This window comes from Roseibium sp. ROS1 (genome assembly GCF_054658215.1).
Map to the genome: position 1 here is coordinate 1,437,751 of NZ_BAAGIG010000002.1, position 21,391 is coordinate 1,459,141.

Annotated in this window: 18 protein-coding genes; 5 read left to right on the top strand and 13 right to left on the bottom strand. The window is 56.7% G+C overall.

Features of this window, described 5'->3' with window-relative positions:
• Positions 1 to 79 precede the first annotated feature (79 nt).
• A complete protein-coding gene (gene secG / locus ACYQ6M_RS14620) occupies positions 80 to 463 on the bottom strand; it encodes a preprotein translocase subunit SecG (protein ID WP_460074439.1) in 384 nt (127 codons plus the stop codon).
• A 125-nt stretch (positions 464 to 588) separates the two neighbouring features.
• Positions 589 to 1,347: a triose-phosphate isomerase gene (gene tpiA / locus ACYQ6M_RS14625; protein WP_460074440.1), complete on the bottom strand. Its 759-nt coding sequence runs from the start codon at positions 1,345 to 1,347 to the stop codon at positions 589 to 591.
• Positions 1,348 to 1,578: 231 nt separating this feature from the next.
• Here tpiA and ACYQ6M_RS14630 point away from each other — a divergent pair, with 231 nt between their 5' ends.
• The 5 genes from ACYQ6M_RS14630 to ACYQ6M_RS14650 are packed head-to-tail and all read left to right on the top strand — an operon-like array spanning position 1,579 to position 7,049.
• Positions 1,579 to 3,471 (top strand): peptidylprolyl isomerase, encoded by a 1,893-nt coding sequence (locus tag ACYQ6M_RS14630; RefSeq protein ID WP_460074441.1) that lies wholly within the window; start codon positions 1,579 to 1,581, stop codon positions 3,469 to 3,471.
• A 24-nt stretch (positions 3,472 to 3,495) separates the two neighbouring features.
• Positions 3,496 to 4,509, top strand: a complete 1,014-nt coding sequence (trpD, locus tag ACYQ6M_RS14635; RefSeq protein WP_022998546.1) for an anthranilate phosphoribosyltransferase — start codon at positions 3,496 to 3,498, stop codon at positions 4,507 to 4,509.
• A gap of 3 nt (positions 4,510 to 4,512) precedes the next feature.
• Complete coding sequence (gene trpC, locus ACYQ6M_RS14640; RefSeq protein ID WP_460074442.1) at positions 4,513 to 5,325, top strand: indole-3-glycerol phosphate synthase TrpC; 813 nt, start codon at positions 4,513 to 4,515, stop codon at positions 5,323 to 5,325.
• A 6-nt stretch (positions 5,326 to 5,331) separates the two neighbouring features.
• Positions 5,332 to 5,844 carry a cyclic pyranopterin monophosphate synthase MoaC gene (gene moaC / locus ACYQ6M_RS14645; RefSeq protein WP_055654413.1) on the top strand — a complete coding sequence of 171 codons (513 nt, stop codon included), beginning with the start codon at positions 5,332 to 5,334 and terminating at the stop codon, positions 5,842 to 5,844.
• Positions 5,844 to 7,049: a molybdopterin molybdotransferase MoeA gene (locus tag ACYQ6M_RS14650; protein ID WP_460074443.1), complete on the top strand. Its 1,206-nt coding sequence runs from the start codon at positions 5,844 to 5,846 to the stop codon at positions 7,047 to 7,049. Before moaC ends, ACYQ6M_RS14650 begins: the two co-directional genes overlap by 1 nt.
• Positions 7,050 to 7,182: 133 nt before the next feature.
• Here the strand turns inward: ACYQ6M_RS14650 and ACYQ6M_RS14655 are convergent, their stop codons facing one another.
• The 11 genes from ACYQ6M_RS14655 to ACYQ6M_RS14705 form a co-directional block, all read right to left on the bottom strand.
• Entirely contained in the window at positions 7,183 to 7,980 is a 798-nt protein-coding gene (locus tag ACYQ6M_RS14655) for an FAD binding domain-containing protein (RefSeq protein WP_022998542.1), read from the bottom strand.
• A gap of 71 nt (positions 7,981 to 8,051) precedes the next feature.
• Positions 8,052 to 10,412: a xanthine dehydrogenase family protein molybdopterin-binding subunit gene (locus tag ACYQ6M_RS14660; RefSeq protein WP_022998541.1), complete on the bottom strand. Its 2,361-nt coding sequence runs from the start codon at positions 10,410 to 10,412 to the stop codon at positions 8,052 to 8,054.
• Between the two features lie 216 nt (positions 10,413 to 10,628).
• Entirely contained in the window at positions 10,629 to 11,120 is a 492-nt protein-coding gene (locus ACYQ6M_RS14665) for a (2Fe-2S)-binding protein (RefSeq protein ID WP_031268448.1), read from the bottom strand.
• Positions 11,121 to 11,352: 232 nt separating this feature from the next.
• Positions 11,353 to 12,063 carry an SRPBCC family protein gene (locus ACYQ6M_RS14670; protein WP_206907994.1) on the bottom strand — a complete coding sequence of 237 codons (711 nt, stop codon included), beginning with the start codon at positions 12,061 to 12,063 and terminating at the stop codon, positions 11,353 to 11,355.
• A gap of 280 nt (positions 12,064 to 12,343) precedes the next feature.
• Positions 12,344 to 14,581: a bifunctional diguanylate cyclase/phosphodiesterase gene (locus ACYQ6M_RS14675; RefSeq protein ID WP_460074444.1), complete on the bottom strand. Its 2,238-nt coding sequence runs from the start codon at positions 14,579 to 14,581 to the stop codon at positions 12,344 to 12,346.
• A 7-nt stretch (positions 14,582 to 14,588) separates the two neighbouring features.
• Positions 14,589 to 16,190 (bottom strand): sensor histidine kinase, encoded by a 1,602-nt coding sequence (locus tag ACYQ6M_RS14680; protein ID WP_460074445.1) that lies wholly within the window; start codon positions 16,188 to 16,190, stop codon positions 14,589 to 14,591.
• A 442-nt stretch (positions 16,191 to 16,632) separates the two neighbouring features.
• Positions 16,633 to 17,409 carry a response regulator transcription factor gene (locus ACYQ6M_RS14685; RefSeq protein WP_306354511.1) on the bottom strand — a complete coding sequence of 259 codons (777 nt, stop codon included), beginning with the start codon at positions 17,407 to 17,409 and terminating at the stop codon, positions 16,633 to 16,635.
• A 328-nt stretch (positions 17,410 to 17,737) separates the two neighbouring features.
• A complete protein-coding gene (locus ACYQ6M_RS14690; protein ID WP_022998535.1) occupies positions 17,738 to 19,084 on the bottom strand; it encodes a FliI/YscN family ATPase in 1,347 nt (448 codons plus the stop codon).
• Complete coding sequence (locus ACYQ6M_RS14695; protein WP_460074446.1) at positions 19,053 to 19,844, bottom strand: hypothetical protein; 792 nt, start codon at positions 19,842 to 19,844, stop codon at positions 19,053 to 19,055. The genes ACYQ6M_RS14690 and ACYQ6M_RS14695 overlap by 32 nt, the downstream gene beginning before the upstream one ends.
• A complete protein-coding gene (gene flgF / locus ACYQ6M_RS14700; RefSeq protein ID WP_022998533.1) occupies positions 19,841 to 20,572 on the bottom strand; it encodes a flagellar basal-body rod protein FlgF in 732 nt (243 codons plus the stop codon). Before flgF ends, ACYQ6M_RS14695 begins: the two co-directional genes overlap by 4 nt.
• A gap of 3 nt (positions 20,573 to 20,575) precedes the next feature.
• Positions 20,576 to 21,364 (bottom strand): DUF1217 domain-containing protein, encoded by a 789-nt coding sequence (locus ACYQ6M_RS14705; RefSeq protein ID WP_022998532.1) that lies wholly within the window; start codon positions 21,362 to 21,364, stop codon positions 20,576 to 20,578.
• Positions 21,365 to 21,391 lie beyond the last annotated feature (27 nt).

Consider the following 21,391-nt stretch of genomic DNA (forward strand, 5'->3'; position numbering starts at 1 on the left):
TCAACACATAAAAATGCCCTGCGAGTTAAGCCGCAGGGCATATGTCGGGTGAATGGGCCAGAAGACCCGTTCGGCCGCCTTACTGGGCGGCCGGGACCTGAGGTCCGGAAGGTTGCTGTTGGTTCAGCTGTTTCAACGAATCGAGAACACCGCCTGAACCGCCTTCGGTCGTGCCGTCCGTCGTGGCAGGCGCATCCTGGGTTGCTGTCGGAACAGCATCAAGAATCGAACCGGGCCGGTCCTGATTCTTTGCAATAAGGCTGAGCGTCAGCGATGTAGCGAAGAAAGCGACCGCCAGAACGGCAGTTGCACGCGTCAGGATATTCGCAGTCCCACGACTGGACATCAGACCACCGCCTCCGCCGCCAATGCCAAGCGCGCCGCCTTCGGAACGCTGCAGGAGGACAACAAGCACCAGGGCCAAGACGACCATCAAGTGGATTACGATGACTACGGTTTCCATCGAACGCCATTCTTCATTGAATTCAAGATTGGCGGCCTTCTACACCAGACGCCGCCAGCTTTCCACCCTTCAATTGCGCCTTCGACACAGAAGCTTCAAGGCCGGGCACAATATATTCGGTGTCTTCAGGAATAAGCAGCAAGTATGCCGAGGAAATCTTCAGCCTTGAGACTGGCGCCGCCAACAAGGGCGCCGTCGACATTGGCAACAGACATCAGTTCACGCGCATTGCCCGGTTTCACAGACCCGCCGTAAAGAAGGCGCATGGAAGCGCCTTCCCCGCCGAACCTTGCGGAAAGATTGTCCCGCATTGCCTTGTGCATTTCCTCAACATCACCTGCGGTGGGTGTCAGACCTGTACCGATCGCCCAGACCGGCTCGTAGGCAATCACGCAGTTTTCGGCAGTCGCCCCATCCGGAACCGATCCGTTCAATTGGCGGTCGACAATAGCAAGTGCCTGGCCTGCCTTGCGCTCGGCTTCTGTCTCGCCGACACACACAATCGCCACAAGGCCGGCTCTCCAGGCTGCCCGAGCCTTTTCATTGACATCAACATCGCTTTCAGCGTGATCCGTCCGGCGTTCGGAATGACCGACGATGACAGCCTTTGCGCCGGCATCTGCAAGCATTTCAGCAGAAATGTCACCGGTGTGGGCACCAGAAACAGCGGTATGGCAATCCTGACCACCTACAGACAGCGCGCCACTGCCAGCCTTTTCCGCGATTGCTGCGATCAGCGTTGCAGGCGCACAAATCATCGCATCGACCGAATCCGCCAGATCGTAACTGATGCCGGCGATCATCTTGTAGACTTCAGCCTGGCTTGCCTTCAGACCGTTCATTTTCCAGTTACCGGCAACCAGCGGTTTGATCGCTGCGCTCATGTTCAGTTTCTCCCGCGGCATGATCCTTGATTTGCCGCCTATAGAGCAGAAGCGCACACGCGTTGCAATCACCCTGAGGACGGGAAAACCCAAATCGCTTCCGAAGTTTGTAAAAGGCCGCCTTGCGGCGGCGGCGCGGCGTCTTTATGATCCGCCCGCTCCGGCCAAGGCCGGTCCTGAATTCAGCCGGTCACGCCGGCTGCCGGAACGAAGAAGAATACGGGAGTCGTCATGCTTGACGCGCTGCGCAAGGGCGCTGGCACCTGGGTTGCCAAACTGTTTATTGCTCTGTTGATCTTTAGCTTCGCCGTGTGGGGCATTAGCGGTTTCTTGACCGGTGTCGGCCAGAACACCGCCGCCAAGGTCGGTGACACGGAAGTCTCCCTGTTCGATTTTGACCGGGCCTACAGGCAGGACCTCGGACGGCTGGCTCAACAGTTCGGCCGGCCGCTGACGCCGGCAGAAGGTGCGACCCTCGGTGTTCCGCAGCAAACCCTGGGCAAGCTTGTGGCCGAAGCGGCCATGAACAACACCGCACAAAACATGAAACTCGGTGTTTCGGACGAACGCCTGGCGACCATTATCCAGAGTGACCCTGCATTTCAGGGCCTTGGCGGCAGGTACGACAAGACCCGACTACAGCAGGTTCTGCAGGCAAACGGATACCGGGAAGACGAATATGTCGTCGAACGCCGCAAGGTTGCAGAGCGTGCGCAACTTGCAGAAGGCCTCGCCGGAAGCATGAAGGCGCCGATTGCCTATCTGGAAGTTCTTGACGCCTATCAGGGAGAAACGCGAAGCGTTGATTACCTGGTCGTCACACCGGAATTCATCGGAGACATCGAGGATCCGGCCGAAGGTGTCCTGACAACCTACTTCGAAGAGAACAAGGACAATTTCCGCGCACCCGAGTTCCGTGAAATCAAATACGTCTCACTCACGCCGACGTCTCTCTCTCGTCCGGATGACATTTCCGACGAAGACGCTCGCGCTGAGTTTGAGCGCCGGTCGGAAGATTTCTTCCAGCCCGAACGCCGCAAGATCCGTCAGATGTCATTCCCGTCTCAACAGGCTGCAGAAGAGGCTGCCGAAGAAATTGCGAACGGCAAGACCTTTGACGAACTCATGAGTGAACGCAACCTTGCCAACAACGACGTTGCCCTTGGCATCATGGCAAAGACCGATTTTCTCGATGAAGCTATCGGCGACGCCGCTTTCAGCCTCGAAGAAGGCGCCACCAGCGGTACGGTGGAAGGCAGGTTCTCGACCGTCATTCTGAATGTCGAAGAAATCCTTCCTGAAAGCACCAAACCCTTCGAAGACGTGAAGGACGAGATCGTCCAGAGCCTCGCAAAGGAACAGGCGGAACGGGAAATTCTGGATCTGCTTAACGAAGTCGAGGATGCCCGGGCAGGCGGTGCTCCGCTGGACGAAATCGGCGAGCGTTTCTCCCTGACTGTAGAAACTCCGTCAGCTTTTGATGCATCCGGAAACGGTGAAGACGGTAAACCCGTAACCTTGCCTGATGCTGAGGGACTTGTAGCAGGTGCGTTCGACAGTGACATCGGCATCGAAAACGATGTCCTTCAGCTCGGTGAGCAAGGCTTTCTCTGGTATGACGTCGCAAAGGTTATTCCGTCGCGCGAACGGACCCTCGACGAAGTTCGCGAAGACGTCATTGCCGCCTGGAAGCAGGATGAACTCGGCAAACGCTTGAGCGACACTGCGGCAGACCTCTTGGCCAAGGTAGAGGGCGGCACGCCGTTCATTGCCCTTTCCGCAGAAACCGGGCTGGAAGTGAAATCCGCAACTGACCTGAAGCGCAACACGCCGTCCGGGGATTTCGGCCGCGAAGCTGTTTCGGCAGTATTCGACGGCCCCGTTGGAACAAGCGCGGTCACCGAAACCAACGATGGCAACGGTCGGATCGTGCTTAAAGTGAGCGGTTCCAACGTACCGGACTTCCAGAGCGACGCACCGCAAGTAGCGGCCCTGGGTCAGCAGCTTTCCCAGCAAATTCAGGACACGCTGCTCGGCCAGTTCATCTCCGACCGGGAAACCAAGGCAGGGGTCGAGATAAACAATGCCGGTATCGCCCAGATGATCGGGCTGGACCGGAATTGATCCGTTTGAAAGTGGAATGACGACATGAGCACATTCAAGGACTTCATCGCCAAGGTGTCAGACGGTCACGCCTTGAGCCCTGAAGAAGCCCGCGAAGCCTTTGAGGTGATCCTGTCGGGATCTGCAACACCATCGCAGCTTGGCGGGTTTCTGATGGCCTTGCGTGTGCGCGGCGAAAGCATTGCCGAAGTCACGGGTGCGGTCGCTACCATGCGGTCCAAGATGATCCCTGTGAGGGCCCCGGCCAACGCGATGGATATAGTGGGAACGGGTGGCGACAATTCCGGCAGCTACAATATTTCCACGTGCACGGCCCTGGTCGTCGCCGGCAGCGGCGTACCGGTCGCCAAACACGGCAACAGGTCATTGTCTTCCAAGTCGGGCGCTGCAGAAGCGCTCGCCGAACTTGGCGTCAACATCGATATCGATGCCAGGAAAATATCCGATTGCATCAACAGGGCGGGTATCGGTTTCATGTTCGCCCCGCTGCACCATGCAGCCATGAAACACGTGGGTCCAACACGCATGGAACTCGGCACGCGAACAATCTTCAACCTGCTTGGCCCATTGACCAATCCCGCAGGTGTGAAGCGCCAGATGGTTGGTGTGTTTGCCCGCAAATGGGTGGAGCCGCTTGCGGAAGCTCTTCGCGAGCTAGGGTCCGAAAAGGCCTGGGTCGTCCACGGGTCCGACGGAATGGACGAAATAACCACAACCGGTCCAACCGCTATTGCCGAACTCAAGAACGGGACAATCCGTTCGTTTGAAATTTCACCCGAAGATGTCGGCCTTGCCGTTTCCGATCCGAAAGATCTCAAGGGCGGACTTCCCTCGGAAAACGCGAAAGCCCTGCGCGACGTCCTCGCCGGAGCAAAGAACGCCTATCGAGATGTGGTGCTGTTCAATGCGGCTGCCTCCCTGCTGGTTGCAGACAAGGTGGAAACCTTGAAGGATGGTGTCGAGTTGGCGGCGCAATCCATTGACAGCGGATCCGCAGCCGACACCTTGGAAAAGCTTGTCGCAGCATCGAACGGGTAAGACATGGCAGACATTCTTCAAAAGATCGAAGCCTACAAGCGCGAGGAAATCGTCGCTGCAAAGGCATCCGTTCCGATCGACGAACTCAAGGCACGCATCAAAGACGTGAGTGCTCCACGCGGGTTTCTCAAGGCGATCGAAGCCAAACACGATACCGGTGAATACGCTCTCATTGCGGAAATCAAGAAGGCCAGCCCTTCGAAAGGGCTCATTCGGGAAGATTTCAATCCACCTCTCCTGGCAAAGGCTTACGAAGTAGGCGGCGCAGCCTGTCTTTCGGTCCTGACCGATACGCCCTCTTTTCAGGGAAAGCCTGAATTTCTGGCTGCTGCACGTGACGCTGTTGCCCTTCCGGCGCTGCGCAAGGATTTCCTCTACGATCCTTACCAGGTATATGAAGCCAGAGCCTGGGGGGGCGATTGCATCCTGATCATTCTGGCCGCTGTTGATGACGACACCGCCAAAGCATTGGAAGACACCGCGTTCGAACTCGGAATGGATGTCTTGCTCGAGGTACATGACGCTGATGAGCTGGAGCGTGCGCTCAAGCTGTCGTCTCGTCTGCTCGGTATCAACAACCGCAATCTCAAGACATTCGAGACCAAGCTGGAAACAAGCGAAGAGCTCGCACCGCGCATTCCGGACGACAGAATCATTGTCGGCGAAAGCGGCCTGTTCACCCCCGCCGACCTATCCCGAATGAACAAGGTTGGTATTTCAACGTTCTTGATCGGCGAAAGCCTGATGCGTCAGGAAGACGTCGCCTCGGCTACCAGAACGCTCCTGGCCCGTCCGGCCCTCTCCGAAGCGGTTTAGGCGGACATGGCCAACAAGGACGCCATTCTGACCCATCTGGATGCGGCAGGGTCTGCCAACATGGTGGACGTATCCGAGAAGTCCGTAACGCATCGGATTGCCGTCGCGCGCGGGACTGTCACCATGCGGACTGAAACCCTGGATCTCATCCGGTCCGGTAACGCCAAGAAAGGCGACGTTATCGGCACGGCTCGCATAGCCGGCATCCTGGCCGCCAAGAAGACCCACGAACTGATACCGCTCTGCCATCCACTGATGTTGTCCAAGGTGTCCATCGACATCGATACCGATGATGATCTTCCCGGCCTCATAGTGACAGCGACAACCAAGGTCAGCGGCCAGACAGGTGTCGAGATGGAAGCTTTGACCGCATGCTCGCTGGCCTGCCTGACGATTTACGACATGGCGAAAGCAGTAGACCGGGGCATGGTCATCGGAGATATCCGTCTGGTCGAAAAATCCGGTGGCAAATCCGGCCATTGGACACTCGACAAGGACGGCAGCCTGGGTGGCACCTGATGAGCCTGATGCCTGTCGACGAAGCGCTGACGAAGCTCCTTTCCGGCGTAAAACCTCTTGAAACGGAATATGTTCCGCTCGAGAGCGCCAACGGCAGATATCTGTCCGCCCCCCTTGTTTCCACCCGAACCCAACCGCCCTTCGCAGCGTCTGCGATGGACGGCTACGCCATTCGTCATGAAGATCTTTCCGCTTCCCGAACATCCTTGACCGTTGTCGGCGAAGCGCCGGCCGGCCATGGTTTTTGCGGAACGGTCGGCAACGGAGAAACGGTGAGGATCTTTACCGGTGCTCCTGTGCCGGCCGGTGCGGACACGATCCTGATCCAGGAAAACGCAGAGCGTGAAGGCGAGCGCATAACCGTTCTGGAGAACCCGGCCAAGGGCGCATTCGTCCGTCCGGCCGGCCTGGACTTTTCCGAAGGTGATGTGCTTCTGCAACCGCCGCTCAAACTTGCCTACCGGCATCTCGCCCTTGCCGCTGCAATGAACCACGCGGTCCTGCCGGTGCACCGCAGACCGAAGGTTGCGATACTCGCAACCGGGGATGAACTCGTTCGCCCAGGAACGGAACCGGGACCGGATCAGATAATCGCCTCGAACCACGCAGGTATCGCCGCACTCGTGGAAGATTGCGGCGGTCAGCCACTCGATCTTGGAATATCACCCGACGAACCGGTGGCACTTGCGACCCACGTTAGGCGTGCGATTACCGAGAAGGCCGACATTCTGGTCACACTTGGGGGGGCCTCGGTCGGCGACCACGATCTTGTTCAAAGTGTCCTTGGACAGGAAGGCATGGACCTGGCGTTCTGGCGAATTGCAATGCGTCCGGGCAAGCCGTTGATGGCTGGACGTCTTGGCGGCACCAAGGTTCTTGGTCTGCCCGGAAACCCCGTCTCAAGCCTTATATGCGGCTTGCTGTTTCTGAAGCCACTCATGCAGGCAATGCTCGGTCAGACGCCGGAACAGTCCGGACCTCAACGAGCCATACTCGCTTCTCCCTTGCCCGAGAACGACCGCAGGCAGGACTACGTCAGGGCAACGCTTTCCAATTCGGAACACGGCGATCTGATCGTAACGCCGTTTTCCCGGCAAGACAGTTCCATGTTGAACCTGCTCGCCAAATCCGGCGCACTTGTGGTCCGTCCACCTCATGCACCTGCACTGGAAGCCGGAGCAGAAGTGCCCATACTGGTACTCTGACGTGACGTGGCAGCTAGCAGTGCGACTGTCTGCGCTCGTCCCCCAATCGAGAAGCTGACTACTCCTCCCTCAGGAAAACAAAACCCGGCCGAGTCTCGGCCGGGTTCTTATTCTTAAATCAGCACGAGGTCGGTTACGCCTTCTGGACGGCGCGCTTTGCCATAACGGTAACCAGGTTCGCACGATAAGCAGCAGACCCGTGAATGTCTGACAGAAGATCGTCTGCGTCGGGTGCTATGCCGGCGACGGCGTCGGCTGAGAAATTACTTGCAAGCGCCGTTTCCATGGCGGACATGCGGAAGACACCGCCCTGCCCTGCTCCGGTCACCGCAACCTTGACGGAGCCATCGTTGCCTTTGGCAACGAAGACACCGGCCATGGCATAACGCGATGCCGGGTTCGGGTATTTGGCATAGGCACTGGCCGCAGCACCCGGAAACTTGACGGCGACGACGATTTCATCTTCATCAAGCGCGGTTTCAAACATGCCGGTGAAGAACTCTTCCGCTGCCAGTTCCCGCTTGCTGGTGACAACGGTAGCACCGAGCGCAACCAGCGCAGCAGGATAGTCGGCTGCAGGATCATTGTTGGCAATCGAGCCGCCAATGGTGCCCATATGACGAACCGCCGGGTCACCAATGCCACCGGCGAGTGACGCCAGTCCAGGAAGCTTCTGCTTCACCAGATCGGAAGTCGAGACTTCGAAATGGCTCGTTGCTGCGCCGATGGTCACACCATCGCCGTTTGCGCTGATCCCCTTCATGTCCGCAATCTTGGTGACATCCACCAGATCGCTGGGGGCTGCAAGCCGCTGTTTCATGGTTGGCAGCAAAGTCTGGCCACCACCAAGGAATTTGCCGTCATCGGCATTGGCCATTAGTGAAGCAGCTTCCGCTACCGATCCGGCCTTGTGATACGTCGTTTCATACATGCTGGGTCTCCCCGGATTTCGAACTGTGCAATGGCGGGCGGGTTGCCCCGCCCGAAAATCCCGTTGTGGCGTTATTCGGCCGCCTGCTTCACACCTGCATGGTAAAGCGCCCAGACCTTTTCAGGAGAGGCTGGCATCGACAGGCTGTTGTCCCCGATCGCATCCGTGATCGCATTGATAACTGCCGGCGGAGATCCGATAGCCCCAGCCTCGCCGCAACCTTTCATGCCAAGCGGGTTGCCTGGGCAGGCCGTGACATGCGTCGACAGATTGTAGGACGGCACATCATCGGCACGCGGCATGCAGTAATCCATGTAGGACGCCGTCAGCAGCTGGCCGTTTTCGTCGTAGGACGCATTTTCCAGAAGTGCCTGGCCAATGCCCTGCGTAATACCGCCATGCACCTGACCTTCCACGATCATCGGGTTGATGATGTTGCCGAAGTCGTCAGCCGCGACGAAGTTGACCACTTCCGTCTTGCCCGTATCCGGATCCACCTCGACTTCGCAGACATAAGTACCTGCCGGGAAGGTGAAGTTGGTCGGATCGTAGAAGGCACCTTCCTTCAGGCCCGGCTCCATGCCTTCAGGCAGGTTGTGCGCCGTGTAGGCAGCGAGAGCCACCTCGGTGAAGGTCAGCTTCTTGTCGGTACCGGCTACTTTCAATTCGCCACCTTCGATCTGGATGTCTCCTTCGGAGGCTTCCATCAGGTGAGCAGCAATCTTCTTCGCCTTGGCTTCTACCTTGTCGAGCGCCTTGACGATTGCCGACATGCCGACCGCACCGGAGCGCGAGCCGTAGGTTCCCATACCGAACTGAACCTTGTCGGTATCGCCATGAACAATGGACACCGCATTGGTATCCAGGCCAAAACGTTCGCTGATCAGCTGGGCAAAGGTTGTCTCGTGTCCCTGACCATGACTGTGCGACCCCGTCAGAACCTCGATCGATCCGACAGGGTTTACCCGCACTTCCGCAGATTCCCAAAGACCGACACCAGCACCAAGTGAACCGACCGCAGCGGACGGTGCAATACCGCACGCCTCGATGTAGCAGGACAGACCAATACCGCGCAGCTTGCCGCGGGAAGCTGCTTCCGCCTTGCGGGCGGCAAAGCCGTCGTAGTCCGCGGCCTTCAGGGCTGCATCCAGCGTCGCATCATAATCACCTGCGTCGTAGCACATGATCACCGGTGTCTGATGCGGGAACGTGCGGATGAAGTTCTTGCGACGGAACTCTGCCGGCGACAAGCCCACTTCACGGGCTGCCGTTTCCATGATCCGCTCCAGAAGATAGGTCGCCTCCGGCCGGCCTGCGCCCCGATAGGCGTCCACCGGTGTGGTGTTGGTGTAGACCGTCTTCACGTTGGCGTGGATAGCCGGAATGTCGTACTGACCCGAAAGAAGCGTAGCGTAGAGATACGTCGGCACGGAAGACGAGAACAACGACATGTAGGCGCCGAGATTGGCGATCGTCTTGACCCTGAGGCCCAGGATCTTGTTGTCCGCGTCAAGCGCGAGTTCCGCTTCAGAGCGATGGTCCCGGCCATGTGCATCCGTCAGGAAGGCTTCGGTCCGGTCAGACACCCACTTGACCGGACGACCGACACGTTTGGACGCCCACAGGCAGACCATTTCTTCCGGGTAGATGTAGATCTTGGAACCAAAGCCACCACCGACATCAGGCGCAATCACACGCAGCTTGTTTTCAGGAGCAACGTTGTAGAAGGCCGACAACACCAGGCGAGCCACATGTGGATTCTGCGAAGTGGTGTAAAGCGTATAGTGCTCCTCGGCCGCATCGTAACCTGCGAGAGCTGCGCGCGGCTCCATCGCGTTCGGAACGAGGCGGTTGTTGTGGATCTCCATGCGCGTGACATGGGCGGCCTTTTCGAAGGCCGCGTTTGTGGCTCCTTCGTCGCCAATTTCCCAATCGTAGATCAGGTTGCCTTCGGCTTCCGGGTGAATCTGCGGGGCACCTGCTTCGAGTGCCGCAAGCGGATCGATAACGGCAGGCAATTCCTCATAATCAACCACAACCGCGTCAGCGGCATCACGTGCCTGAGCCTGCGTATCGGCCACAACCACGGCAACGGCCTGCCCGACATGGCGGACAATTTCCGGTTCCAATGCGCGCCAACCGCCCATCTTCATCGGCGAACCATCCTTGGAATGGATCATCCAGCCACAGATCAGGTTGCCGATACCATCACCCACCAGTTGGTCGCCGGTGAGAACCGCATCCACACCCGGCATTGCCAGAGCAGCGCTCGCGTCAATCCCCTTGACCTTTGCATGCGCGTGCGGCGAGCGAACGAAAGCAGCGTACCCCATGCCCGGCATGGTCATATCGTCGGTGTATTTGCCCTTGCCGGTAATGAAGCGCTTGTCTTCCTTGCGCAAGGCACGGGCGCCAATCCCTTCAACTGCCATTTCTTCTCTCCCGAATATCTGCCGGCTCCGCCAGTACCGGACATCCTCCACTCGCCGGACAATCCGGCTGCTGCCTTTAAGGCAACTGTCTCTCAAGACCTGGCGGTCAATACGAAGATGCCTGTTCCTCCCGGCATCTCATTCGATTGATCGGTCTTGCTGTCCTGCTGCGCGAACGTGTTCGCGCATCAATTTTGGGAGTTCAGGCCAACGCCGTTATTCGGCGGCCTGAGCCATACCAGCCATTTGATCGGAGGCGGCTTTGATCGCCTTGACGATATTGTGGTAGCCGGTGCAGCGGCAGATATTGCCTTCCAGCTCGTGGCGAATGGTTGCCTCGTCGAGATTTCCAGCACCATGACGCTTGATCATGTCCACGGCGGTCATGATCATGCCGGGGGTACAGAAGCCGCACTGAAGCCCGTGATGTTCACGAAAAGCTGCCTGTACGGGGTGCAGGCTGTCGGCTGTGCCGATCCCCTCAAGTGTTACAACTTCTGCGCCGTCGGCCTGGGCTGCGAGCATGGTGCAAGACTTTACGGCCTTGCCGTCGACATGCACAACGCAGGCACCGCATTGCGAGGTGTCGCAGCCAACGTGCGTACCAGTCAATCCGCGCACGTCCCGGATAAACGATACGAGCAGCGTCCGGTCTTCGACATCAGCCGAAACCGTCTTGCCGTTCAATACCATCGATACTTTCGACATGAATTCCTCTCCCTCATGAAATTCCCTGAATCGGAGCGATCAAACCGGCCCACCTGCATGAAATGACAGGCAAGACCTCTGATGTCCGATCCAGACCAGCGTACGAATAAACAATCGAATTCGATTGCGTGTCACTGACCCAATTTCCCGGCTTGTCACCGTGTTTTGTGCTGGGGCCCTGGCGCGTCCTAAATTGTCAGAGCCCGATCATTTCAAGATTTGTCCTACCCGGTCAACTTGCAAGTGCAAGCACGACAATCACGGCGGCGAGCAACACGAGCCCCCAGACCATGGGGCCGCCGAACACGTTGCGTCCCGCAGCGGCTTCAATATTTTGTTCCGCCTGATGGATCTTTTCCTCGACTGCATGCTCCGCATCCTCAATTGCGTGCATGACTTCGCCAGGGGACTCTTCGATCGCGATCCGCTTGGCTTCCTCGGCCACTCCGGGATCCAGATCGTCATCGGCACCAGCTGCGGTCGCAGTTTCGTCCTGTCCTGCCGGTGAACCGACCATCTCGGAGAACTTAGTGAAAAAGTCTTCCGCCATTTTCTTGGCGGTAGAATCAATCAGCCGGCTGCCGAGCTGGGCAAGTTTGCCCCCGACCTGCGCCTTGGCTTCGTAGGAAAGTATGGTTTCGTCACCTTCCTCCGTAAGCTTCACATCTGCAGACCCCTTGGCAAACCCGGCGACGCCGCCCTTGCCTTCTCCCGAGATCGTGTAGCTTTCCGGAGGATTGATGTTCTCAAGGGTCACTTCCCCTTTGAACTTGGCTTTGACAGGCCCGATTTTCGATGTGACCGCGGCGGTCATTTCGGTGTCCGAGGTCTTCTCGAGGCTTTCGCAGCCCGGGATGCAGGCCCGCAAGACATCCGGATCGTTCAAGGCTTGCCATACGGTTTCCCGTTTGGCCGGAATCCGGTGGGAGCCGCTCATGTCCATATGTTTTCTCCCCAAGTTGCGCTTTAGCGCATATTTACAAAGGTTCAGTCGACATTCAACGCGATTGACGCGTCCGCCGCAAACACGTTTTCCCGCATGAGAGCGTGTTTCGTACAAATTTTCAATCGCTTATGTGAACAGAATTGCAGAACGCAATCCTTGACAGGCTGTCCGATGTCTTCAATTCAACGTATGACCTAGCTGTCGCAGTATGCGCCAAAAAGGCACTTCTGTCCTGACAGTTCCGGCCAGAAATTGATAAACGGACGGATAAACTGTTTTATCCGAAGGCAACGCCCGGTTCGACGGCCTTCTGGATGAAACCGGACAGGTCATTGGTCGCCAGAGGCTTGGCGTAGAAATATCCTTGCAGGTAGTCGCAATGCAGCTCCTGCATGATATTTCTCTGGGCAACAGTCTCGACACCTTCTGCTGTAACGTTCAGATCCAGCGCCTGCGCAACGGCGATGATGGATTTCACGACAGCAAGCGCATCCGCATCCTGATCCATGTTCATGATAAAGCTTCGGTCGATCTTGATACCATCAACCGGCAGCTTGCGCAGATAACTGAACGAGGAATACCCGGTGCCGAAATCGTCAATAACGACGCGCGCCCCCTTGTCACGCAGCCACGTCAGGAAGGCCAGGGTCACCTGATCGTTGCTGAGGAACAGCCCTTCGGTCACCTCGAACACCAGGCGATCCAGCGGCAATTCGGCGGCTGTCACAGCATCTTCGATGTCCTTGTAGATCCGGTTTGCCTGAACCTGCCTGGGAGACAGGTTCACATTCAACCGAACGTCATCGGAAATTCCGGTCAAGCTGCTGAACTCGGTGAACGACGTCTTGAACATCCATGCGCCGATTTCGGTAATAAGACCACTGGCTTCGGCAGCTTCGATCATCCGAGCGGTATTCAGGAACGTTCCACTCGGGGTACGGAACCGCATCAGGGCCTCGAAGGACGCAAGGCTCTCGTCCCGGGCGTGCATGATCGGCTGATAATTCAGCGAAAACTTCGTCTGGTTGGAACTACCGGTAAGCAGTGAAGCAAGCCGCAGGCGCTCAAAGGCTGCCTCCTGCATCAGCGGATGAAAAACCGCGTGGTTGGTCACCCCTTTCTGACGCACATCGTTAAGGGCGATGGAGGCAAAACGCACGAGTTCTTCCGCGCCCTGCGTCTCGGTGCCGGTGGATGCAAACCCCAGCCGCAGTCGAAGGGTGATCTGGTTGTCTTCGAGCGTTATCGGTTGCTGGAAAGCATCTTCGATCCGCGCAACCACATCCTGAATCGTATTCTCTTCACCGCCCTTCAGAAGGATCAGAAATTCGTCCTTTTCCTTCCTGGCAATGGTGAGCGCATCGGGGAAGGTCTGCGACAGGCGGTGACCGGTCCGTTTCAAGACCGCGCCCGCCTTTTCGTCGCCGATCCCGTCGACAATGACACGGAACCTTTGGATGTCGGAATGAACGACCAGCAGCTTGGCACCGTTGGCGGCGTGGCGCTGAAAGGTTTCGATGAAACCGGAGAATGTCGACAACCCGGTCACGCGATCGACATAAGCAAGGTTGCGAATATGCTCCAAAAGGCCGGTCTTCTCGTAGCCAAGCGCGACGTTGGAAACAAACAACTGCACGACTTCCGACCCGACGAGCTCCTCCAGCAACTCCTCGGAAATACCGAGATAAAGCGCGCCTGTCATGCCGTTACGGGTGACAAGCGGAAGAGCAAGCCCTTTGGGCGACGCGCATGTTGCCTGCGTCTCCACGCATCTTGCCACGGCATTGCGGATCGCATCGTCACTGATGACGTCCACCGGCAGGTCAATCTTGTCCTCGAAATTTCCCGTTGCCGCGAGCACACGGACGTTGGACTTGTCGAAGGAACCGTAGTCGGGAAGCGTCTCAAGACCACACAACAGGCTGTCGACAGGTTGCCCGACAAGAACCGTGAAATGCTTCAGGACTGCCGCAGCAAATTCACTCAGGGCGTTCTTTTCGACAATAGCTGCAAAATGCTCGTTTAACTGTTTGAGCTTCTTGCGGTTAGTCTCAAGCGACATGACAAGCTTGTAACCGCGCAGACCTGTAACGATGGCTGTAATCAGCTTGGTTCGCGACAATTCGGCTTTTTCGGTGTAGCCGTCGATGTCGAATTTCATGATCACGTCGGTCTGCGGTGCATACCCGGGTTGACCTGTGCGCAGGATCAACCTCGTGAAATGATTGCCGAGTTCGGAACGGATCCAGCTCACAAGCCCGAGGCCTGCCGTATCGCTTTCCATCACGACATCGACAAGCGCCACCGCGATATCGGGGTGTTTCAACAGGATCTGCCGGGCTTCCTGAGCCGACAGAGCATGCAAAAGTTCAAACGGACGATTTTCGAAGATGCATCCACCAACGGCGATCTTGGTGACTTCATGTACGTCGGGATCGTCATCGACAATCAGGATTTTCCAGGGCGCCTTCGCGATCTTCTTCACTTCCGGCTCGGAGGGGGCAAGAAAGTCCATCACCATCTCAATGCACCTTCTGTCCGAGAGGCTTCCTGGTGTCCTGAGCAGCCAAGGCGGGGAATTCGATAATGAATTCCGTTCCCGACCCAACGCTGGAAGACACCGAGATGGTTCCGTTCAGGGCTTCGGTGACCAGCTGGTAACAAATCGCCATCCCTAAACCGGATCCTCCTTTGCCGAACTTCGTCGTGAAGAACGGCTCGAATACTTTTTTCAGATTCTTCTCCGGAATGCCTACACCGAAATCCTGACATTTGAAGATAATCTTGCGTTCGTTCGAATTGTTTCGGTTCTTGTCCTTCGGGTGAACCACCTGGGAAGACAGCTTGATCAGACCTTCGCTGCGCCCCTCGTATCCGTGCTTGATGGCGTTTTCGACAAAATTCGAAACGAGCTGACTGACCGCGCCAGGATAGCTGTCGATGATTTCGTCCGCATGGAGATCAAGCTCGACCTTGAAAGGCGTTTTCTTGAGCGTCGGCTGCAGTGTTGCAAGAGTTTCACGAATGATGTGGTCGAAATTGAAGGACCGCTTCTTCTCGCTCTGCCTGTCGACAGCCACCTGACGAAAGTTCCCGACGAGCTCGCGGGCCCGGCCGAGTGTTTTCTCGATAATATGCGCGGTATCGGAAATACGTTCGACTTCGTTTTCCAGAGCTTCCTTGCTCAGTTTCTGCTCTTCAAGTTCGGTACGCAAGTAACCAGTTGAATCCTTGATGGTCGTGGCCGCCATCAACGCGTTTCCAAGAGGCGTGTTCAGCTCGTGCGAAACCCCGGCAACCAGCGCGCCAAGCGCGGCCAGATTATCTGCCTGGATAAGCTCTTCCTGCACCAACTTAAGCTGCTCCGTCCGGTGGGCGACCAAGTCCTCGAGATTAGTCTGGTATTCTTGAATTTTCTGCAAATCCAGATGCCGGCGCTGAACCATGGACTGGAGACTGGCGGCGAGAATACCGATTTCGTCCGCACGGCCAGGCATCAGTTCGGCCTTGGGTGGATCTTCGATCAGGCGCGGCGTGGAAAGGTATTCCACGATTGCCGAAAGCGGCTGACCGATCAGACGGCGAAAGACTGTTCTGATCACGATGGCGAGCAACAGCAGATAGACGATGATCGCGGTGACGATGAACCCGACAGTCGAAACGATTTCATAGGAAATCGTGTTGCGGTCGATGAGAATGAACACCTGCCCGATTGCATCCTTGTGCAGGATGGTGCTGGGCGAATTGAGGGTATAACTAAGAGCTTCGGCAGCGCGCGGCCCGGTAACAGGTTCACCGAAATTGCCTGTGTCCGGTGTTTCAACCCAGACTTTCTCGACAACTTCGAGACTTTCCAACCCGCGGATGAGCTGCAGGGTCGCGTCCGCATTGACTGTCCAGATGGCGCGTTCAAACGGGCGTTTGGTTGCCTGAAAGAAGGCCTCCGTTACACGAATGGCGCGTGCGTGAGAGGCGTCCCACGTGATCTTCGTGAGAATGCCGATGAATATGACGCCAAGAACAGCGAAAAGACCGAGCGTATAGAGAATGAATGTCCGGGACAGGCTGGAACGGCCCATCTCCTTGGGAGTATATGGCAACGACGTACTGCCGTTCAGTGTCAAGACGCCCACCTCAATTCACGGTGTCCGTTCCAGCTCATAAAACTCCGGCAGAACGCCGTTTTAAATGGCTTCCAGTCAAGGACGAAAACCGAACCGCCTTTGCGGACCGTCTCTTCAATACTTGATTCACAGACACATCTATATTGCCCCTCGCCCCATCAATGCGCCGCGCAGCGGAGATCATGTGATTAGAGCGTCAGTGTGTCGTATATTCTGGGTAGGTTTTCTAAATTTTCCATAAAAATCAATTGTAAATTGAAAGAGCCTTCTTTCCACAGCAAAACAGATAGTCTTGCATCTACAAAAAACCTGAATTCGACGAATTAGAGCGGCATCGCATCATGCAATTGTCTCCGGCAAAACTTTCATACCAGTCCGCTCGATCGTTGCCATTGCAAATTATTGTTCCTTGCAAGGTCTTCATATTCAGAGCTTATTCCGATCAGGCATTGACCACTGACAAAAACGGCTTGTTGGTGGTGGTGCGGCTGTCAACCGGAACCTCTACAGCGTGTGCGGTTGCTGGCGAGGCCTGAACCTGACGCCGGGTGTCTGCAACCTTCTGCTTGGTGGCCGTGGCATCTTTCAGCATGTAGCCGATGTAGCGCGTCGACTCGATTGCATCGTAACCAAGCTTTTTCCGCAATTTCTTGCGCAGCTTGGAGATGTGGCTTTCCACGACACATTCATCCACGCCGTCGTTCATGACGCCGTAAACAGCATTGAAGATCTGCGTCTTGGTGACACGCCGTCCCTTGTTCTTGACGAGATATTCAAGAATGCGGCGTTCCCGGCGCGGCAGTTCCATGACGTCCCCACCGACGACTGGATCGCGACCGTCGAAGAAGACTTCGATGGCACCGGTGCCTGCTGAATTGTTCCGGGAAGTGATCCGGCGGCGGAAAGCTCCGACGCGGGCAATGATTTCCCGAACATGAACCGGCTTCTTCAGAACATCGTCCATACCTGCGGAAAACAGGTCGAGCGTGCTCTCAAGGTTGGCGGTATCTTCCAGAGCCACGATCTGGGCTTCCGGACACCGGCTTCGGATCGATGCAACGTAGCCGCATCTTTCTTCACACTCTCCCAGAAGGATGGCGTCAACCGAGCCCAGATCCTGGGCACAGGTGATTTCCAGCCAGTCAAGAAGTTCCGATGGATGAAGTTCCAGGGAGGCATAGCCTTCCCGGTCGAATGCCGAGGCATAGCCTGCGGTCACTATCTCTCTTGAGTCTACGATTATGAACATATCAGCCCCTTGGATTTTACCAATGTAGAATCCGTAATTTTGGAGCTTCACAAGGTCAACGTTTCTTCCCTAACTCGACAACTATTTCAGAATTTATAGTGGGGGAAGTTCTTATATCCACATAGAAAACTAAATAAAAAATCACGGACATTACCAATAAACTGAGAGAAAAATTTATTAAAATGCCGGGGACCGCGTTTTTCCGCAATCCTTAATAAGATGTAACACTGATATATACAAAAATCGCCGCCAGACAAGGCGGCAATTTCGTATTTATACTAGAGATGTGGAAAATGGTTTACGTATCGGCAGCTAAAGCCTGGGCCAGGTCTGCAAAGGGATCGGACGGTGCCACCTGGTCTGCGCGCTGTCTCAGCGCTTCGTAAATCTTGGGCACAAGTCTGCAGGCCTTTTCCAGTTTTTCGTCGCCCGCAGTCTGGAAACCGCCCATCAGGCGGAGATCCTTCGTATCTTCATAGTAGGATATCAGCCCCTTGATCCGATGGATGAGTTCCTGCTGATCCTGTGTCCAGGCCCGGTCGGCAAGCCGCGAGGTGGATTTCAATACGCTGACCGGCGGATAGTGGCCGGCCTCGGCAATCTGACGATCCAGAACGATGTGCCCATCCAGAAGACCACGAATGGCATCGGAAACCGGATCGTTGTGGTCGTCACCGTCGACAAGAACGGAAAAGATCCCTGTGATTGAGCCCTCGCCGCTGCTTCCAGGTCCGGCGCGTTCGATGAGGCGGGCAAGATCAGCAAAGACGCTTGGCGGAAACCCGCGGGCGACAGGAGGTTCCCCAGCCGCCAGCGCCACATCCCGTGCGGCATGGGCAAATCGGGTGGCGGAATCCAGAATGAGCAGCACCTTGTGACCTTGCGCACGAAAGTACTCGGCAACGCTCATAGCCGTCTTGGGGGCAAGCCGGCGCTGCATGGCGCTTTCATCGCCAGTCGAGGCGACAACAACGGAATGCGCCAAGGTCTCGCCCAGGATGTCATCAATGAACTCGCGCACTTCGCGGCCGCGTTCGCCAACGAGACCGACCACAACCGTGTCAAAGTCCCCAAACCCGGCCAGCATGCCAAGAAGTGTGGATTTGCCAACGCCGGAACCAGCAAAAACGCCGACACGCTGACCGACGCACAGTGGTGTGAACAGATCGATCACCCGCACACCGGTTCGAACGCCTTCGGAAATCTTGCTTCGGTTCATTGCTGGTGGCGGTGCGCGGTCAAGAAGAAACGCTTCCACACCATGGGCAAGCGGCCCTGCCCCATCAATCGGTTCACCAAGCGCATTCACGATCCGGCCGCGCCAGCTCATGTCCGGATGTATGGCAAGTCCGCCCATGACCGAAGCAACGCTGCCGATGCCAATGTCGGTCACGCGCTCCAATGGCTTGATTACCACGTCCTTCTGGTCGAGCCGGATGATCTCGCCCTGCCGGATGCCGGCCCGCCCTTCGAACTGCACCAGATCGCCCAGGCAAACCACGCGGGAAAGACCGGAGACGCGAATGGATTCGGAAGAAACCTGGGTCACACGTCCGCTGAGTTTGACGGGCCCGATCTCAGTTTCCAGGGCCGACAAAGACGCGGAGATTTGATCAAGTGCGTTCAGATACGGAGCGTTCGGCATGGCGTTCCTGAAGAGCTTTCAAGACATCGAGAGGCAGATGGTTGGATTTGTGCGAAGCGAGACGGTCAAGCCCCTGCTGGTCGGGCATTACCGGTCCCGATGGCGTGGCGCTATCCGGCATGTCGAGATAGGAAACGGATGAGGCATTACCCGAAGAAGACTTGTCGGGTGATGTCATTGTTTCCCCATCCGGCCCGGGAGCCGCACCAGTGCTGTTGATGAGATCGACAAGAGCAGTTGGCGGAGTGCCCTTGCGACCAGCCGATGCCACGGTTTCACCAAGTACGGCTGTGGCAGCAGCCTTATCGGCTTCGGTTGCAGTTGGCTCAACACCAGGCTTGCGCACTGGCACAGGAACATCGCTTGTGGGCGCCGGGTCGCCGACTGGAGCCACTTCCGCAACTTCGACGGGCTGTGCCGTGACATTTTCTTGACCGCTGTTCAGGCGATCGCCGACTTCGTTATAGGCGAGCATGGCTCCCAATCCGACCGGCCCGCCGAGTGCGAAGCCGTAAAGAGCATTGCCGGCCTTGCGGGCGTTGTCGGAAATCTCGTCGTTCGTCACCGATCGATAGAGCTCCGCAATCCCCGGAATATGCTGCAAGGGATTGATCACGTCGATGAAGTCACCGAAGCTGAAGGCAGAGTTTTCAGCCTTGGGCGAAATCCCGGGCCGCGCTGCCTTGACGGGCGAACCATCCATGACAGCATTGAGGTCCATCGGCTTGCCCACCGCCTGTGTTGCATCCACCGCCGTCATGAGGTTGCCCCCAGTTCGCGAATGGCCTTCTCCTGGCTTTCATTACTGGTATCGATCATCTTCGTCGCGCTCTCAAAGGCGCGCGAGATCATGATCATCTTGGTCATTTCCCGGACGGGATTGATATTCGAGCCTTCGACATAACCTTGGCGAACGCCGTTTGTGTCATAGGTCTGCACGGGAATAACCGGCTTGTCGGGAATGACCGCCGAGTTTTCAGCACGCGTGAGCTGGGCATCGTCGGGGATCAGGAACAAACCGACCTGGCCGACAATTCCAACGTCGCCCTGGGAAATCTCGCCCGACTGCGTGATCAAGGGTGTCCCGGCATCCGGATCGAGTGCAATCGGCTGCCCGCCTGCTCCCAGGATCTGTTGTCCGGTCAAGGTACGCAAGGTTCCGTCATTGCCGATCTGCAAGCGCCCGTCCCGTGTATAGGACAAGTTGCCGTTGACATCGCGGATTGCAAACCAGGCTTCGCCTTCCACTGCGAGATCAAGCGGATTGTCGGTCTTGTTCAGGCTGCCGTACTGCCGGGAAATGTATTTCTCGCCACCGGTGGAGAAACTGACCTTGTCCTGAGCGGCCTTGGAAACGAGCTCTGCGAACTTGACCTCGTCTGCCCGGTAGCCGGCTGTGTTCATGTTGGCAACGTTTCTGGCAACCGTTTCCAGACGGTTCGAAAGTGCAACCTGCGCAGACAGCGCAACATAAAGAGCGGATTCCATGGATCAAAAGCCTCCGAGGCGGAAATTCTGGATGCTTGCCAACAGTCCCTCGCCCATCTGGATAACCCCTCGGCCATTGCCATAAAGAGCAAGTGTTGGCGACATGTTGCCGGACGGGCCGTTGGAAAGGTCATAGAGTGCCGAGAACCGGTTGAGGAATTTCGCCAGGTAGTCCGCATCTCCGAACTTGCTGAAATCCAGACGTTCTTCCAGGTAGGCTGCCTGCTTGTCGATGTCGGTCATCGCAAATTCTTGCGGCAGGCCAAGGGAAGTATAAACGGCCTCGGCAAGCGCGCGGTCGGCCAGAACATCGTACGCGTTGGTGATATCGGGCGCACGGCGTTCGAAATAGAGTGCCAGACGGACACCCTGGTTTTGTTCACCCTCGCGCACTTCCAGAGTCTGCCGATGATACTTCTGTACAATCGCGTCCTGCGTCCGTGCAAAAGAAGTCGTCGTTTCGCCATACCGCTTGAAATTGAAGGTTTCAGCAAAATTCTTGTACTTGGTATCGGCCAACTGATTGGCGAATGCGCCACGTTCGTCCGTGCCTTCTTCCAGCACTTTCCGAATGAACGCCTTCGCGTAGATCATGTCCTCCAGACCCATGGCAGTCATTGCGTAGTTGAAGATGCGATCATCAGCCAGGAATTCGTCGATGGACTTAATATTGCGGATGTTCTCGCGATAATATTCGGTCTGACGTTCGACCATAGGGTCCGCGGCGACCGTCTTCAGCGAGCGTTCCATATTGGTTCTGACCAGCTGAACCTGGCTCAATGTATTGATCATGGTTCTATCCCCATTGCGGGCCCATGG